Source organism: Limnospira sp. PMC 1279.21 (assembly GCF_032349615.1).
Taxonomy (GTDB): domain Bacteria; phylum Cyanobacteriota; class Cyanobacteriia; order Cyanobacteriales; family Microcoleaceae; genus Limnospira; species Limnospira fusiformis.
In genome coordinates this window covers 1-15,731 of record NZ_JARPLU010000122.1, presented here as the reverse complement: position 1 = coordinate 15,731, position 15,731 = coordinate 1, and the positions used below count along the sequence as shown (strand labels likewise).

Below are 15,731 nucleotides of genomic sequence, written 5' to 3'. Positions count from 1 at the left end.
TGCTACCTGAAAGGGGGGCACGAAGCCCCCGTGCTTCAGCCGGGGGTGCTGACAGTTATAACTGTTTGCCAAAAACGACTCAGGTTGCCCAGGAGAGCAACCTTATTTAAGATTAGACCATTTATAGTGTATTTCAGAGTTCGGGCTAATGGTCAAAACTTTACACTTTTGTTAGACTCTACCCCGTAGCATCTGACTCATCTCGTTGGGGAAAGGCGACACATCCAGACAAATTTCCTCAGTGATGCGCCCCTCTTGATACAATTCATAAAGGGATCTGTTCATAGTCGTCATCCCTTCATAAGTATCTTTGAGCATAATCTGGTTAATTTCCTCATACTGATCCTTCATGATATACTCTTTGATTACATCGGTGTTGATGAGGATGTCATGGAAGGCGGCCCGCTTGCCATCTGTCGTCTTACACAACAGTTGAGCAATAATTGCGACCAAAGTTTCCCCCAGTGCGGTTTTAATTGATAACTGTTCCTCAGCCGAGAACATATCCAAAACCCGGGTTAGGGTCTTAATGGCGCTGTTAGTGTGGAGGGTTCCAGCTACCAAGTGACCTGTTGATGCAGCTTTAATGGCAATCTGCATGGTTTCCTTGTCCCGAATTTCCCCCACCAGCATCATATCAGGGTCTTGACGCAAAGCCCCCTTGAGAGCATTAAAAAACTTGAGGGTATGTCGTCCAACTTCCCGGTGTTTAATCAGGGATTTTCGGCTTTGGTGTACAAACTCCACCGGGTCTTCAATGGTGATGATGTGATAGGCGTAGTTTTTATTGATGTAATCAATCATCGCGGCCATGGTAGTAGACTTACCTGAACCCGTCGGGCCGGTAATCAACATCAACCCCTTGTGATAGTTACAGATTTTTTTGAAAACGTCGGGTAATTTCAACTGTTCTAGGGTGAGGATGGTAGCACCAATTAGCCGCAGCACCATCGCCGGACCACTGAGAGAGTCAAAAATACTAATCCGAATCCGCACAAAGCCTAAATCTGCGGCTCCGTCAAAGTCTAGGTTTTCCTGAAACTGATGGATTTCCTCATCGGTTAAGACCTCCCGTAGCCAACTCATAAAGCTATTAAGGTCTGTGACTGGCCAATCTTCTTGGGGGGTCATATCGCCTCGGTATCTCAGGCGAGGTGTTTCATTAACCCCTAAGTGAACATCAGATGCGCCTAACTCATCGGCGCGTTGGACAATCTCTCGCAAGGTTGGCTGTCCGGGGCTAGGTCCTGGTCCTCTGCTGGTAATTCCCACGGCGACGGGACTTGCTGCTTGGGCGGGTGCAGGTGGAGGGCTACTTTTCTGAGCGCCCGGTGCAGGTGGGCGAGGGGGTGCAGGTGGGCTAGGTGGACGCGGGGGGGCTGGGGGGCGTTGTGATTGTGTCATGGAATATCTCCGGTAGCTGGGAAACCGCCTAGCTATAGCTGGCGGCGGAAAGGCAATCTAGCCGATTCTTGTTTCCTGTGTGACTAAGGCTAACAAAGGAAGAAATTGGCAGCGATTTATCAGCTCTAACCATGATATTAATATTAGCGCCTATTTTGTGGTATCGCTAATGACAGAAAACGATTCCAGAAAATGACGATCGCACTTATGGCTAGTAAAAGGAAAGTTAACCAGTCTCCCCAACGGACATAAAGGGTTTGGCTATGGCGGCGGTAAATGATATGGTCATGGATTTCGTAGGTATTGATACCAGAAATCCATAAGGTGCGACCGTGGGGGTCGATAATGCCAGAATAACCTGTATTAGTAGCCCTAACTGTCCAGCGATCGCCTTCTATGGCGCGCATCACATCTTGGGCGTGATGTTGTGATAGCATCATAGTGGCATAATGAGCATCATTAGAGGCTGTTAGGATAAATTCCCCTCCTGCTGCTACTTGACGGCGGAAATGGTCAGCAAAGGCGGAATCGTAGCAAATTCCAGCGATCGCTTTTCCCCAACCAGTCTCAAATTTTTGTTGTTTTTCCCCGGCGACTAACCGCGCTTCCAGGGGTGACAGACGATTAATGACCCTTCCCAGAATGGCATCAAAGGGGATATATTCACCCAGGGGAACTAAATGAGTTTTGTCATATTGACCGATAATTTCCCCTTCACCATTAATGGTAAATAAACTATTAGTTAATCCCCCTTCGGTCTCGCCAAATCCCCCCACCCAAGCTATAACACCTTGTGGCAAAATCGCCTTATATAAGCTATAATTGTAGTGATAGCTGTCATGTCTGTTCCAGACAAAAGGCAAAGCGGTTTCGGGGGTTAAGACTGCATCGACACCCCGCGCCGCCAATTCTAAATATCCCCGCGTGTATCCATTTAAAGCCTGTCGAAAACCCTGGGGATTGAGTTTAATTTCATTAGGGATATTCCCTTGAATAACTCCGACTCTCAGAGAAGTTTCGGGGTCAGAATTTAGGGGAATATTGTAGAGACTCAATCCGATTAAATGAGCGATCGCAAATATTCCGACAGGAATTAAATAGAGTGACGATTTCTGCTGTTTATGTGTTAACCAGAGTTCAGCTACAGTCCCATTGACGACTAATATAGTAGCCACAACGGTATTAGGTCCAGAGATTTGACCCAAATGGAGAATCACCAAATTACCGAAACTTTGGGTTAAAGCGAGTGTTGACCACCACAGGGGACCCCCACTCCAAACGGCTTCTAAAGCACACCATAAAGCCGTCCCTATTAGGATTCTAATTAACGAGGTTTTAGCGCCGATATTTAATGGCATTAATTTCGCAAATAACCATCCCCAAACGATGACGATCGCTGTTCCCCAGAGGGTAATAAAAACCCAGGAAAATATAGCGATCGCCAAACTAGCCAACCAGGGAACTCCCAGACTGGTCATGGGGTGAATTCCGGTCATCCAAAACAGGGAAAAGCCATAATAGCCAACACCCCAACCAGCGGTTATTTCCCAGGGTATTCGTCCCCGTCTTTTGGCTTCCACCACCATAACCCACAGAGGAACAAAAGCCACCCAAGCCACTAGCCACCACCCCAGAGGTTCGGTAGCCAACCCCATCAATATTCCACTGAATAGAGACAGGGAGATATAGCGCACTTTTCGGAGGTTAAAATTAGCGGGTAACTTGAGGTTAAAATGTTCGACTGAAAGCAGTTTCATCTAGGAGTTAATAATTGGCGGAATTGGGGTTATAGTCCATAAATCACCATGAAATCGGGGAGCATTTTAGGCTTTAACCGGAGGCGTTTCTAACATCAATTTAGAGCGTTTAACGGGTTCCGGTACATCAATAGGGTAATCCCCCGTAAAACAAGCGGAACAGAAAGTCGAGGGGTCTTGTTTAGTAGCATTTAGCATACCTTCCCAACTGAGATAAGCCAAAGAATCGACGCCTATTTGTTCTTGAATTTCCGCGACAGATTTAGTCGCCGCAATTAACTGGTCCTGGTTATCGGTATCAATCCCATAGAAACAGGGATGAGTGACGGGAGGCGATGAAATTCTCATGTGTACTTCAGTCGCACCAGCATCTCGTAAAGCCTTAACAATTTTACGGCTAGTAGTCCCCCTAACAATGGAATCATCAACCATAATTACCCGTTTTCCTTCCAGGACATCTTTCAGGGTATTCAACTTCATTTTAATACCGGACTCTCGCATAACTTGGGTAGGTTGAATAAAGGTGCGACCGACATAACGGTTTTTAATCAATCCTTCCGCATAAGGAATTCCCGACTGTTGAGAAAAGCCGATCGCTGCTGGGATACCGGAATCAGGTACTCCAATAACCATATCAGCATCAACAGAAGATTCAGTCGCCAGAACCCGACCAATTCTCATACGATAACTATACAAACTTTCTCCTTCGACGACACTATCAGGACGGGAGAAATAAATCATTTCAAAAATACACAATTTCCGCGCAGGTTTTTGACTCCAATGGAATGAGGAAATCCCCTGTTCAGTAATCCAAACCAATTCTCCCGGTTCAACATCTCGGAGATATTCAGCGCCAATAATATCCAAGCCGCAGGTTTCGGAAGCCAAAACATATCTTTGGGGATTAGTTCCCAAAGTTCCAATTACTAAAGGTCTGACTCCGTGTGGGTCTCGGACTCCCATTAAACCGACGGGAGTACCAATAGCCAAACTATATGCTCCCTCACACATTTGAAAAGCGGTAATACTAGCTTCTAACCAATCCTTACCGCCATTAATTTCGGAAGCGATCGCCAAAGCAATTAATTCGGTGTCGGTAGTGCTGACAAAATCAAACTTTCGTCTACTCATTTCCTCCCGCAATTCAGCAGTATTAACTAAGTTACCATTATGAGCGACAGCCACAGGTCCCAATCTAGTTTCGGAAACCGCAGGTTGAGCATTAACGATGCGACTAGAGCCAGTGGTCGAATAGCGTGTGTGACCTACGGCTAAATCACCTTTTAACTGTTGTAAAATAGACTCATTAAATACTTGGGAAACCAGTCCCATATTTTTATATAAATGCAGATCTTCCCCTTCAAAAGTAGCTATTCCGGCTGACTCCTGACCTCGATGTTGGAGAGCATATAGCCCAAAATAAGTTAATTTTGCCACATCTTGACCGGGAGCATAAACCCCAAACACACCGCAGGCTTCCTCTGGTTTATCGGGGATTAGCTCGGTGTGAAACTGGTCATCGGTCACATGGGACTTATTAGGAATCATGGTAATCTTGTGATGTTAACTGAGTTGGTGAAAACCGCAAGAGATAGGATAGTTAATAACTGTCAATTACCAATTATCAGTTATCTCTTATATCGGTAGCAAATGAGATGCGATCGCCGATAGGCTGATAAACAAATCCCCCGGAGGGAATTTTAAGATAGACGACGCTCGATCGCATAATTATAGCGATCGGCCATTTCCGCCACATTAACCCCAATTAAACTGGTGTTATCATCGGCTAGAATTTGCAAAGACGAGTCAACTGCGGTCACTGTACCCAAGTGATGCCAAAATTGGCGATCGCTCACCCAGATTTCTTGCAGATAACCCTCCCAAGCCTGCTGGTGTTGAGTAGGAACGGAAACCAAAATCCTAGCTCCCCCCTCACCAAACAGGATCGTATCCCAGCGTTGCCAAGGATCTGAGGTTAACCCTAGGTTAATGGTAGCCCCCAATCGGTTGCCAATGCAACATTCTGCCAAAGCGATCGCCAAGCCTCCCTCAGCGCAATCATGAGCCGATCGCACCCAACCGTTACGAATTCCCTGGCGACAAACCTTTTGAACCATTAGTTCCAAGTCAAAATCGACCCGAGGAGGCTTACCCGCCACCAGATTATGTATTACCGCCAAATACTCCGATCCTCCCAGGGTAATATAACCATGATCCTCATCAGCCAACCAATTAGTCACCCCCAACAGATAAATCAAATCTCCTGGTTGTTGCCAACTTTGACCACAAGCGAGAGCCGGATCTGGCAATAATCCCACCATTCCCACCACGGGAGTCGGATATATTGCCTGTGGCTTTCCTTGCGCGTCCAGAGTCTCGTTATACAGAGAAACGTTCCCCCCCGTCACCGGAGTAGAAAACGCCTTACAGCCCTCAGAAATGCCCTTACAGGCTTGTGCTAATTGCCAATAACCAATAGGATGTTCCGGGCTACCAAAATTGAGGTTATCCGTCACCGCCACAGGTTCAGCCCCGACACAACTTAAATTCCGCGCCGCCTCTGCAACCACAGCCTTAGCGCCTTCGTAGGGGTCAAGATAGACATGGCGGGCGTTACAATCAACAGTGGCAGCCACCCCCGGCCAAATTTTACCGGGATTATTGCCAATGGGTTCTTGAGGGCGCAACCGCACCACCGCCGCATCAGCGCCACCCGGTACAATGACGGTATTATTTTGCACTTGGTGGTCATATTGACGATATACCCAAGACTTAGAGGCGATCGATGGGGTATCTAAGAGATTCAATAATACCTGATTCCAAGTTACCAGTTGATTTTCTATTTCCATCCCTGATACTGTGGTGGCGGGTAAAGTTTCCGGCGACCACGCCCAGGCGGTTTGGGCATATTCGGGAGGTTCTGACATCAATTCCCGGTGATAAATGGGGGTATTATCAGCTAAAGCTGTGGAGGGGATTTCGGCGGCGATTTCACCTTTAAACAAAATCCGCACGATCGCTTCTGGAATCACCTTTCCGGCGACGACCGCTTGTAGTCCCCAACGATGGAAAATCTCAATTAATTCTGATTCCCGTCCTTTGTGGACGACAAATAACATTCTCTCCTGGGATTCGGATAATAAATATTCATAAGGGACCATTCCCGTCTCTCGCACGGGGATTAGGTCTAAATCTAGTTCGATACCGACTCCCCCTTTAGCAGCCATTTCCGAGGTGGAACAGGTGATTCCAGCCGCTCCCATGTCCTGGGCGGCGACTACAGCCCCGGTTTTAAAGGCTTCTAAACAGGCTTCGACTAGGGATTTTTCTAAAAATGGGTCTCCTACTTGTACAGCAGGGCGATCGGCTATGGACTCTTCGCTGAGTTCGCTACTTGCAAAACTTGCGCCTCCCATTCCGTCCCTTCCGGTGGTTGAACCTACATACAGCACTGGGTTACCAATACCAGCAGCACCGGATTTAACTATCTCTGGGGTTTCCATGATGCCGATCGCCATGGCGTTCACTAGGGGGTTGCCGCTATAATAGCTGTCAAAATATACATCTCCCCCCACGGTTGGGACTCCAAAACAGTTACCATAGTTGGAAATTCCGGCCACTACTCCCAGTAAAATTGGCTGGGTCTTGGGGTCTTCTAGGGAACCGAATCGCAGGGCGTTGAGTACGGCGATCGGACGCGCTCCCATGGTGAAAATATCCCGCAAAATTCCCCCCACTCCGGTGGCTGCTCCTTGGAATGGTTCGATCGCACTGGGATGATTATGGGATTCTATTTTGAAGGCTAGGTGGATACCGTCCCCAAAGTCTACTACTCCGGCGTTTTCTCCTGGACCGACAAGAATGCGATCGCCACTGGTGGGAAATTGGCTCAGGAGAGGGCGAGAATTTTTGTAGCAGCAATGTTCACTCCACATTACCCCAAACATCCCTAATTCGGCTTTGTTGGGGTGTCTGCCTAGTCTTTGGTAGATTTCCTCATACTCTTCGGGTTTTAAGCCTTCTGAGGCTATTTCTTCGGGACTAAATGGGGATTCCGCAATCATGGACATAGTGGCGATCGCTCGGTCAGGACTACAACCAAACATCATAAGCCTAAATTACATCATCAATCAATCCCATGGACTTCGCTTTCCCTGCCCTTTACCCAACCTACTCTGTTGGGTTTCACCCAACCTACTTTACCCAACCTACTCTGTTGGGTTTCACCCCACCTACAATTAATTATTAATTATTAATTATTAATTATTAATTATTAACTACTCTGTTGGGTTTCACCCAACCTACTTCACCCAACCTACTCTGTTGGGTTTCACCCCACCTACAATTAATTATTAATTATTAATTATTAATTATTAATTATTAATTATTAATTATATGGGCTTCACTACAGTCATCGCATATCGTTCCTGGCTCAGGTAAGTTTTCGCAATCTCCTGTAATTCCTCCGCTTCTAGGGATTTGATTTGGTGGGGATAACTTACCGAAATCTCTGGTTTCGCTACTGTGAAATAATAGCCATATAAACCCGCTAATTGTCCCGGTGTTTCCGTTGAGAAGGCGTAGTCATTACACAGTAAACGCTTACAGCGATCGAGTTCCGCTGACGACATCGGAGTTGCTGCTAAATTCGCTAAACACTCGCAGATTAGGTGTTCAACTTCTTCGATATTGTCAATATCTAAACACGCATTAATCGTAAATAGACTCGACTCCCGCTGTAGGGAGAAACCGCTACTGATACAGTCTACTAGCTGTCTATCTTCCCGTAATAATTGCACTAGGCGAGAAGTTCTCCCCTCTGCTAATAAAACTGAGATTAGGTCTAGTCCGTAGCCATGTCGTATGTTTTCAACCCCAGGTCCTGACCAAGCCATAGTTATCCGAGGTTGTTCTACATTAGGTAGTAGTAGTTCCTCATGCAGGATACCCCTAAGTTGGGGTTGATGATAACCGTTTGTGATCGGGCATTCTTCCCGGTGGTAAAATGAACCAAAAGCCTCCGAAACTAAATCTTGCGATCGCTTTTCCGAGACTCCCCCAACAATCACTACCGCCATATTTTCCGGTTGGTAGTGACAGCGATGAAACTGCCGCATTTCGTCAGGAGTTCGCGGCATCAGAGTCGCTTCCGTCCCCAAAACCGATCGCCCATAGGGATGATTACCATAGAGAGTTTCCATCATCGCTTGAAACTCTATCCAATCTGGGCTATCCTGAGATTGGCGCAGTTCTTCTAACACCACCGAACGTTCTCGCACAAACTCATCATCAGGTATCGCCGCGTGCAGCAGTAAATCAGCCAGCGGAGACAGGGTTTCCTCTAAATACTGGGCGGCGCTGGTAATGAAAAAATGGGCATAGTCGTGGCTTGTAGCTGCATTAGCCACCCCCCCTCGGCTTTCAATTACCCAGTCGAACAAACCGGGGGCGATTTTTTCAGTCCCCTTAAAAATCATGTGCTCCAGAAAATGAGCCATCCCCGACCAAAGCTCTGGCTCTCTTGTGGCTCCCGCCCTAACCCAAACATCTACCACGACCACCGGTGTAGCTGGAATTTCCTGATGAATGACGGTTAAACCATTGTCTAGGGTGAAGACATTAGCGGGAAACGTTGCGATCGTTGACAGTTTAGACAACTTTTAATCTTTTAAACCCCCGTTAACCCTCTCGCTATATAATAATACCTCCTTACCACAAAAATTGAGTATTTTGATACAAAACAAAAAACATCCCAAGCCAACCTTCTGCCTGGGATGTTCGCCATTATATTTTTACGCCTATTTTGACTCCTGAATCAGCAACGCTGCCAGAATACTGCGCGTGAACTACCCGACCCTGAATCGAAAACTACAGCGCGGGGCTTCTCCGCGAGAAGCTAAACGGGGAACTGGGACATACCGAAGGCTACGCCAGATGCGCCCACTTCCGCCAAAACTCCCAACCCTTCACCAGAGATTGATACATCGGGAGTGGTGACGAAAGGCAACGAAGCAGGTGCTTCCACCCGGACCTGAAATTCAACATCCCCAGGTTCGATAAAGGGCAACCAGCGGGAGACATTAAAGAAGCCAAAATTACCGCCAGGGCCAGTTACTGTACTGGGTTCAGCCGGGAATGGGTTGCCGTTAGGATCCAGAATCACAGCCCCAGTTACTGGGTCACGCAGGGGACCGCTGTTTAACTGTCCGTCTTTATTCAGATCCAGGTAAACGGTTACACCTTCCAGGAGGGGTTCACCAACTTGGTAGGCACTGTCAATGTTAACATCGGTGAACACAAAGCCAGTGATACTATCTGGAACTCCAGGACCTCCCACCAGGCTGGGGGGAACGTTAAAGAAAAAGTTCTTTTGTGCGGCTCCACCACGACCCAAAGCCACATCAAAATCAGGATCAGGTCCGGTAGCTACCAAGTTACCAGGAGGATTAACCACCTCGACTGCAAAACTTTCTGTCAACAACCCAGGCTCGTTGGAAAGTACATAGTGTAGGTAGGGATTTTGGGCTAACTCCGCATCCGAGAAGGTGGGGAATCTCGCATCTACATCAAGGATGTAGAAACCATTGGCATCTGTAACCGCAGTTCTTCCGCCGCCAGACACCGTAATGCCAGGGATACCTGCTTCTCCGGGATCGGCAACACCGTTACTGTTTAAGTCGGAAACTACGAAACCGTAGATGCTTCCGGGAACTACATAGCCCAAGTCCTGGAAGGTAACAGCACCGGCTGAAACGTTAACTAATTTTGGATCATCATTAGTGGCAACTAATCTATCTGCAAAGCTAGTTACACCACCTAATCCTGGGGGTACGTCGTTCCCAGGCAATAGGGGCCGCAGTTGGTAGGTTCCCGGAGTCAGATTATTGAAGGAATAAGAACCATCGGGACGGCTTACTGTAATAGGTTCGTTGGCTGTCCAGGCTCCGTTACCGTCTAAGTCAAGGAACAGAGGAATACCACCGACAACAGGTTCGTCAAGATTAAAGATGCCATCAACATTGTTATCTACGAAAGTCCGACCTTGGATGTTACCCTTGCTGGTAATGGGGGGAACTGAAGGTACAGGGACATCGGGAGGCAAGTTAGCAATGGCAACTGGGCCTATGTTCTGGGTCGGATCGGCGGGAACGGTGAAAGGGAGGGGTAGGTTGTTCCCAGGACTGCTGACACTACCATCAGCAGGAGGGATTTGTTGCAGTTGGAACGGAGTACCGGCTCCTAAAGTCTGTAAATCAGTGATTACAAAGCTGCCATCCTGACCAGTAATGGCGCTCCGTTCACCTTGATCCGGTTGGTATATACCATCAAAAGGCGGCAAATCTGTGAATACCGCAGCATTAGCTATTGGCAGATCACCAGGATCGAATACGCCAGTGCGGTTGACATCTATAAAACTAGTACCTGTAAGGTTTGACATTAGCTTGAACTCCTCCACCAAAATGTTGGACTAAGACAGTTTTTGCAAGATCAAGTCTATGTTCCTTGACTTAATCCCAACAGAATACACTCGCTTGCTCTGAGTGCGTATTCTTAAGACCACATTGAATATAACAGCATGAGCCTAAGAAAATATACCAGACTTTTGAGAAAGATTGCAATTGGGTTGTGAATGGGGGACATCCTCATTTCCGCCCCAGGGGAGTGGTGGGCGCTCTAGGGCTACCCACTGTTCTTAACAGTCAACAACCATAACGGTTATGGTCTGACCTGAAAAAAACTATAACACTCCACTAATCCACTAATACGCATCTTGCAATTCATGGAAGTCTGGCGAGATATAGTCTTTCCGAAGTGGCCAGCCTACCCAATCTTCTGGCATTAAAATCCGCTTCAGGTTAGGATGGCCTTCGTAGACGATACCATACATATCATAGGACTCGCGTTCTTGGAAGTCCGCTGCCTTCCAAATCCAATAAACTGAGGGAACTTTTGGGTCGCTTCGGGGAACGAAAACTTTGACGCAAACTTCCTCTAGTTGTTCCACATTGTTCTGAACTTTGGCGAGATGGTAGGTGCTGACTAAATCTTCCCCTGGTCCCATATCATAGGCACACTGACACCGTAGATAGTTGAAACCATAGGCATATAAGGCAGTAGCTAGGGGAATTAAATAATCCCGGTCTACTTTAATCATCTCGACTCCCACATGATTGGGACCCAGAAATTCATGGTCAAATCCATTCTGACTTAACCACTGGGAGACGAGTCCGGCTTCAATGATGGGGGCTTCGGTTTCGGTCTCAGCCACGCTGTTCCTCCTTTTTCATGGGTTCGGTTTGTAGGGCGGGAGGCACAGGCATCCCGATCGCCTCGGTCAGTTGTTTCGGGGGGACTTGACGGGTAGTTGATTCTAAGTATTCCCCGGTTAAAATCGGTTCGACTACTTTCAGATTATGCGATCGCGTATAGTAGCGATGGGTCTGTTGGAGATTTCCCCGCTCCTGGAATGATTCGTTAGCGATTTTCTTGCGTAGTTTAATAATCGCATCAATGATCGCTTCTGGGCGAGGAGGACAGCCGGGGATGTAAACATCTACCGGGATCAGCTTATCTACCCCCCGCACTGCGGTGGGGGAGTCCATGCTAAACATTCCCCCGGTGACGGTACACGCTCCCATAGCAATCACATATTTGGGTTCCGGCATTTGTTCGTAAAGCCTGACCAACATGGGGGAATATTTCATGGTGATGGTTCCCGCCGTAATTAACAGATCCGCTTGTCTGGGGCTAGACCGTGGCACCAATCCAAAGCGATCGAAGTCAAACCGCGAACCAATTAGACCCGCAAATTCAATAAAACAACAGGCAGTCCCATAGAGCAACGGCCACAGACTAGATAATCTAGCCCAGTTGTAGAGATCATCAACCGTGGTCAGGATCACATTTTCCGACAATTCCTCAGTTACCTGGGGTCGCTCAATGGGGTTGATGATAGTTGTATTCGGTGAAGGACTTTGAGTTGTCATATTTTTATAACCTGTAATACCGTACCTATGACCATTCCAACGCACCCTTGCGCCATGCGTACACTAAAGCAATGACTAGGATGGTAATAAAGATGAGTGCTTCTATGAAGGCTAGTAGGCCTAACCTATGAAATGCTACCGCCCAGGGGTACAGAAATACTGTCTCTACATCAAAGATGACAAAGACTAGGGCAAACATATAGTAGCGGATGTTGAATTGAATCCAAGCCCCCCCTATGGGTTCACAGCCAGACTCGTAGGTTATGCGACGAGTGGCGCTTCTACTTTGGGGTCGGAGGATTTTGGAGGCTCCTAGAGCTAGTATCGGGACTAGGCTACAGATGATTAGGAAGCCCAGGAAATATTCGTAACCGTTCAGAAAAAACACAGTAGATCAGCAGAGTTATAGTTTTGGTAACCGGTTCTTTATATTATTGGATCACTTGTACCGATAAATCAAAGATCTGATCGGTTCAGTGGGACTAGATGATCGCGATCGCTCTCGTTGGATCTTAACAGAAATCCGCGATTATCGCCCTTACCAACAGGGCTGAACCTGTTGACTGGCTTTTGGGGATTTTGGGGATTTTGGGGACTGTTGAGATTTTTGGGTATTTTGGGTATTTTGGGTATTTTGGGTATTTTGGGTATTTTGGGGATTTTGGGGATTTCGAGGATTTTGGGGATTTTGGGGATTTCGAGGATTTTGGGGATTTTGGGGATTTCGAGGATTTTGGGCGATCGCCACAGATTGATTTAACTTTGTCAGGTTCTGTAATATTATGTAATAGACTTTTAATAATTAACTCCCCGACCGTCCGTACTATGAGTGAGCCAGCCACTGAAGTCAAATCCCCAGACCGATATGAATGTAACGCCTGCGGTTACGTCTATGAACCCTCCAAAGGCAGTTCTACAGGCAATATTCCCCCAGGTACTGAATTTGAAGATCTGCCAGCTAGGTGGCGTTGTCCCGTTTGCGGTGCGCCCCGTAGCCAATTTAGGAATATTGGCTCCTCCTCCGGTCCGTCTGGATTTGAGGAGAATCTCGGGTTTGGTCTGGGAGTCAATACCCTAACCTCTCAACAGAAAAGTCTTCTCATTTTTGGCGGGCTGGCTTTGGCATTTCTGTTTTTTATTAGTTTGTATGGTTTACGTTAAGGGATTTAACCAGATTGAATCAAATGCAGTTCCCTAAATTTTTGAAAAAATTGGCGATTTTGATAGCTGTGGCTTTGTTCTGTGCAAGTTGTGACTATCTGCCAGATGTTAGCTATAATCCTTGGGAATTAGTCCCGGTGGCTACAGATGCCAAGTTATTTGATATCGATTTTGTCGATAACTCCGATCATGGTTGGATTGTCGGTAGCAATGCCACTTTGTTAGAAACTTACGATGGGGGTAAGACCTGGGAAACTAAACAGCTAGATCTCGATGAACCTAATCTTCTGCTGACCTCTGTTAGCTTTAGTGGCTCGGAGGGATGGATTGTCGGTGAGCCTTCTGTACTTCTCCATAGCACTGATGGCGGTAAGTCCTGGACTCGCATCGCCCTCAGCAATAAACTCCCCGGCGCTCCTAATAATATTGTCGCCCTCGGACCTAGTGCGGCGGAAATGACTACTAATGTCGGAGCCATCTATCAAACTAAAGATGGCGGTAAAACTTGGCAAGCTATGGTAGAAGATGCTGTGGGGGTGATTCGCAGCTTGTCTCGCTCGGAACAAGGCGAATATGTTACCGTTTCGGCTAAGGGTAATTTTTACTCGACTTGGGAACCGGGACAGACCTCTTGGACTCCCCACATTCGCTATAGTTCTAAACGCCTAGAAAAAATTGGCTTTGGTCAGGATAACCGCCTGTGGATGTTAGCGCGCGGCGGTGAAATCCGATTTAGCGATCCTAATGATCCTGAAGAGTGGAGTGATCCTATTAAGCCAGAGTTTTCCACCAGTTGGGGATTACTCGATTTGGCTTATCGTACCCCAGAGGAGATTTGGGTCGCTGGCGGTAGTGGAAACCTTCTCTGTAGTTTTGATGGGGGTGAAGCCTGGCAAAAAGATAGGGAAGTTGAAGATATTCCCTCGAATTTTTACCGCATTGAGTTTATCAGTCCTGAACGGGGATTTATACTCGGTCAACGGGGAACATTACTTAGATACACCGGAAACACCTCAGCATCTAGTTGAGAGCAAAACCAGCCTTTAAAAAATGTTGGTAAAATTGGCTTGTTATCAGTGACTCTCTACCCTATTATAATATGATTGAGAGTCTGTAAGTTGTGGATTTGTTAACAGGAGAGACTTAAATGGCAGGTACTACTGGTGAGCGTCCGTTTGGTGACATTATTACAAGTGTCCGTTATTGGGTGATTCATAGTCTGACAATTCCGGCTTTGTTTATTGCTGGATGGTTATTTGTCAGCACCGGATTGGCTTATGATGCTTTTGGTACACCTCGCCCTAATGAGTATTTTACTCAAGAGCGCCAGGAACTACCGATTATCACTGAACGCCAAGATAGCAAGACACAAATTGATCAATTTATTGGTAAGTAGATCCAGGAGAACTTAAAAACATGACGAATGCAAATCAAAACCAACCGATAACTTATCCGATTTTTACGGTTCGCTGGTTGGCTGTACACACCCTGGCTGTTCCTACAGTTTTCTTCCTGGGTGCGATCGCCGCTATGCAGTTTATTCAACGATAGGAGACATACATGGATCGTAGTCGTAACCCCAATAAGCAGCCTGTTGAACTGAACAGAACCTCTCTGTATCTGGGCTTGCTGTTGATTTTTGTCCTGGGTATCCTGTTTTCTAGTTATTTCTTTAACTAACTAGAAGTACCATTATACCTTGGAGATATTTACCCTTTTCCCCAGTAATTTCAATTTTGAATAGAGAGGTATAAAGCTGTGTCTGGAGATGCTAAACTTCCCCTTTGGTTAATCGCCACGGTAGCCGGAACTGGTGTTCTGGTTGTGGTTGGTCTGTTTTTCTATGGGGCTTACGTCGGTGTGGGTTCTGCACTCTAATTTTAAGAACCATAAAATCTGAGTGTTAATACTCAAGTGTTGATAATATCCCACTCGTTTTGGGTGGGATTTTTATTGAATTAAGCACAGGACTGGCTCATCAATTTATGAACACAATTACTGGAATTGGGCTATTAGCGGGGATGCTGACGACTATTGCATTTCTTCCCCAAGCAATTAAAACCTGGAAAACTAAATCAACCCGTGATGTCTCCCTGGGAATGTTCGTAATTTTCTGTACGGGGGTATTTTTATCAAGAAACTGGGTCTAAAACCCCGTCCTTCTAGGACGGCTTTAATTGTAAATTTTTGTGGCAATATCGAATGTTTTGTGCTGATGGCGTTAGCATAAGATAGGAGGTAGAGCCATGCTAGTTTTTGAGTTCAAAACCTACGGAAAATCAAGCCAGTTCATCGCAGTAGCTGAAGCCATTCGTACAGCGCAGTTTGTCCGCAATAGCTGTTTGCGCTATTGGATGGATAATCCTAAAAAGAATAAGTACGATTTGAACAAATACTGTGCGGTGCTGGCAGCAACTTTTCC

17 protein-coding genes and 1 pseudogene are annotated in these 15,731 nt (G+C 46.6%); 8 read left to right on the top strand and 10 right to left on the bottom strand.

Going from position 1 to position 15,731, the window contains the following annotated elements:
• Positions 1 to 171: 171 nt before the first annotated feature.
• The 10 genes from P5683_RS17165 to P5683_RS17120 form a co-directional block, all read right to left on the bottom strand.
• A complete protein-coding gene (locus P5683_RS17165) occupies positions 172 to 1,404 on the bottom strand; it encodes a type IV pilus twitching motility protein PilT (protein WP_193520739.1) in 1,233 nt (410 codons plus the stop codon).
• Positions 1,405 to 1,547: 143 nt separating this feature from the next.
• The gene (gene lnt / locus P5683_RS17160; RefSeq protein WP_006618470.1) at positions 1,548 to 3,161 is read right to left on the bottom strand and encodes an apolipoprotein N-acyltransferase; all 1,614 of its coding nucleotides are present in this window, start codon (positions 3,159 to 3,161) and stop codon (positions 1,548 to 1,550) included.
• A gap of 66 nt (positions 3,162 to 3,227) precedes the next feature.
• Positions 3,228 to 4,709, bottom strand: a complete 1,482-nt coding sequence (gene purF / locus P5683_RS17155) for an amidophosphoribosyltransferase (RefSeq protein ID WP_046318608.1) — start codon at positions 4,707 to 4,709, stop codon at positions 3,228 to 3,230.
• Between the two features lie 152 nt (positions 4,710 to 4,861).
• Complete coding sequence (gene purL / locus P5683_RS17150) at positions 4,862 to 7,231, bottom strand: phosphoribosylformylglycinamidine synthase subunit PurL (protein ID WP_039933218.1); 2,370 nt, start codon at positions 7,229 to 7,231, stop codon at positions 4,862 to 4,864.
• 321 nt (positions 7,232 to 7,552) lie between these two features.
• A complete protein-coding gene (locus tag P5683_RS17145) occupies positions 7,553 to 8,818 on the bottom strand; it encodes a pitrilysin family protein (protein WP_008055480.1) in 1,266 nt (421 codons plus the stop codon).
• A 239-nt stretch (positions 8,819 to 9,057) separates the two neighbouring features.
• Entirely contained in the window at positions 9,058 to 10,599 is a 1,542-nt protein-coding gene (locus P5683_RS17140) for an SdrD B-like domain-containing protein (RefSeq protein WP_193520736.1), read from the bottom strand.
• Positions 10,600 to 10,920: 321 nt separating this feature from the next.
• On the bottom strand, positions 10,921 to 11,430 hold the full coding sequence (locus P5683_RS17135) for an NAD(P)H-quinone oxidoreductase subunit J (protein WP_006623159.1): 510 nt from the start codon (positions 11,428 to 11,430) through the stop codon (positions 10,921 to 10,923).
• Positions 11,423 to 12,148: a photosynthetic/respiratory NAD(P)H-quinone oxidoreductase subunit K gene (gene ndhK / locus P5683_RS17130; RefSeq protein ID WP_006623158.1), complete on the bottom strand. Its 726-nt coding sequence runs from the start codon at positions 12,146 to 12,148 to the stop codon at positions 11,423 to 11,425. Before ndhK ends, P5683_RS17135 begins: the two co-directional genes overlap by 8 nt.
• Positions 12,149 to 12,173: 25 nt before the next feature.
• The gene (gene ndhC, locus P5683_RS17125) at positions 12,174 to 12,536 is read right to left on the bottom strand and encodes a photosynthetic/respiratory NAD(P)H-quinone oxidoreductase subunit C (protein ID WP_006616830.1); all 363 of its coding nucleotides are present in this window, start codon (positions 12,534 to 12,536) and stop codon (positions 12,174 to 12,176) included.
• A gap of 150 nt (positions 12,537 to 12,686) precedes the next feature.
• Positions 12,687 to 12,896 carry a hypothetical protein gene (locus P5683_RS17120; protein ID WP_315640644.1) on the bottom strand — a complete coding sequence of 70 codons (210 nt, stop codon included), beginning with the start codon at positions 12,894 to 12,896 and terminating at the stop codon, positions 12,687 to 12,689.
• A 77-nt stretch (positions 12,897 to 12,973) separates the two neighbouring features.
• On the opposite strand from P5683_RS17120, the gene P5683_RS17115 reads away from it, so the two are divergent.
• The 8 genes and pseudogenes from P5683_RS17115 to P5683_RS17080 all read left to right on the top strand — a co-directional run.
• Positions 12,974 to 13,309, top strand: a complete 336-nt coding sequence (locus P5683_RS17115; protein WP_035759049.1) for a rubredoxin — start codon at positions 12,974 to 12,976, stop codon at positions 13,307 to 13,309.
• Between the two features lie 23 nt (positions 13,310 to 13,332).
• Positions 13,333 to 14,337: a photosynthesis system II assembly factor Ycf48 gene (locus tag P5683_RS17110; protein WP_006670545.1), complete on the top strand. Its 1,005-nt coding sequence runs from the start codon at positions 13,333 to 13,335 to the stop codon at positions 14,335 to 14,337.
• A gap of 119 nt (positions 14,338 to 14,456) precedes the next feature.
• The gene (gene psbE, locus P5683_RS17105; RefSeq protein ID WP_006623155.1) at positions 14,457 to 14,705 is read left to right on the top strand and encodes a cytochrome b559 subunit alpha; all 249 of its coding nucleotides are present in this window, start codon (positions 14,457 to 14,459) and stop codon (positions 14,703 to 14,705) included.
• A gap of 20 nt (positions 14,706 to 14,725) precedes the next feature.
• Positions 14,726 to 14,860, top strand: coding sequence for a cytochrome b559 subunit beta (psbF, locus tag P5683_RS17100; protein WP_006616834.1), 135 nt, complete (start codon positions 14,726 to 14,728; stop codon positions 14,858 to 14,860).
• 9 nt (positions 14,861 to 14,869) lie between these two features.
• The gene (locus P5683_RS17095; RefSeq protein WP_006616835.1) at positions 14,870 to 14,989 is read left to right on the top strand and encodes a photosystem II reaction center protein L; all 120 of its coding nucleotides are present in this window, start codon (positions 14,870 to 14,872) and stop codon (positions 14,987 to 14,989) included.
• A 78-nt stretch (positions 14,990 to 15,067) separates the two neighbouring features.
• Positions 15,068 to 15,187: a photosystem II reaction center protein J gene (locus tag P5683_RS17090; protein ID WP_006616836.1), complete on the top strand. Its 120-nt coding sequence runs from the start codon at positions 15,068 to 15,070 to the stop codon at positions 15,185 to 15,187.
• 107 nt (positions 15,188 to 15,294) lie between these two features.
• Positions 15,295 to 15,459: a PQ-loop domain-containing transporter gene (locus tag P5683_RS17085; protein ID WP_046318632.1), complete on the top strand. Its 165-nt coding sequence runs from the start codon at positions 15,295 to 15,297 to the stop codon at positions 15,457 to 15,459.
• A 96-nt stretch (positions 15,460 to 15,555) separates the two neighbouring features.
• Positions 15,556 to 15,731: pseudogene (locus P5683_RS17080) on the top strand (RNA-guided endonuclease TnpB family protein); the annotation flags it as partial.

Excerpts from the sequence above, each read along its gene's own strand:
- P5683_RS17095 (WP_006616835.1), top strand. The coding sequence starts at position 14,870 with ATGGATCGTAGTCGTAACCCCAATAAGCAGCCTGTTGAACTGAACAGA.
- purF (WP_046318608.1), bottom strand. The coding sequence starts at position 4,709 with ATGATTCCTAATAAGTCCCATGTGACCGATGACCAGTTTCACACCGAG.
- psbE (WP_006623155.1), top strand. The coding sequence starts at position 14,457 with ATGGCAGGTACTACTGGTGAGCGTCCGTTTGGTGACATTATTACAAGT.
- psbF (WP_006616834.1), top strand. The coding sequence starts at position 14,726 with ATGACGAATGCAAATCAAAACCAACCGATAACTTATCCGATTTTTACG.
- lnt (WP_006618470.1), bottom strand. The coding sequence starts at position 3,161 with ATGAAACTGCTTTCAGTCGAACATTTTAACCTCAAGTTACCCGCTAAT.
- P5683_RS17115 (WP_035759049.1), top strand. The coding sequence starts at position 12,974 with ATGAGTGAGCCAGCCACTGAAGTCAAATCCCCAGACCGATATGAATGT.
- P5683_RS17110 (WP_006670545.1), top strand. The coding sequence starts at position 13,333 with ATGCAGTTCCCTAAATTTTTGAAAAAATTGGCGATTTTGATAGCTGTG.
- ndhK (WP_006623158.1), bottom strand. The coding sequence starts at position 12,148 with ATGACAACTCAAAGTCCTTCACCGAATACAACTATCATCAACCCCATT.
- P5683_RS17140 (WP_193520736.1), bottom strand. The coding sequence starts at position 10,599 with ATGTCAAACCTTACAGGTACTAGTTTTATAGATGTCAACCGCACTGGC.
- purL (WP_039933218.1), bottom strand. The coding sequence starts at position 7,231 with ATGTCCATGATTGCGGAATCCCCATTTAGTCCCGAAGAAATAGCCTCA.
- P5683_RS17085 (WP_046318632.1), top strand. The coding sequence starts at position 15,295 with ATGAACACAATTACTGGAATTGGGCTATTAGCGGGGATGCTGACGACT.
- P5683_RS17165 (WP_193520739.1), bottom strand. The coding sequence starts at position 1,404 with ATGACACAATCACAACGCCCCCCAGCCCCCCCGCGTCCACCTAGCCCA.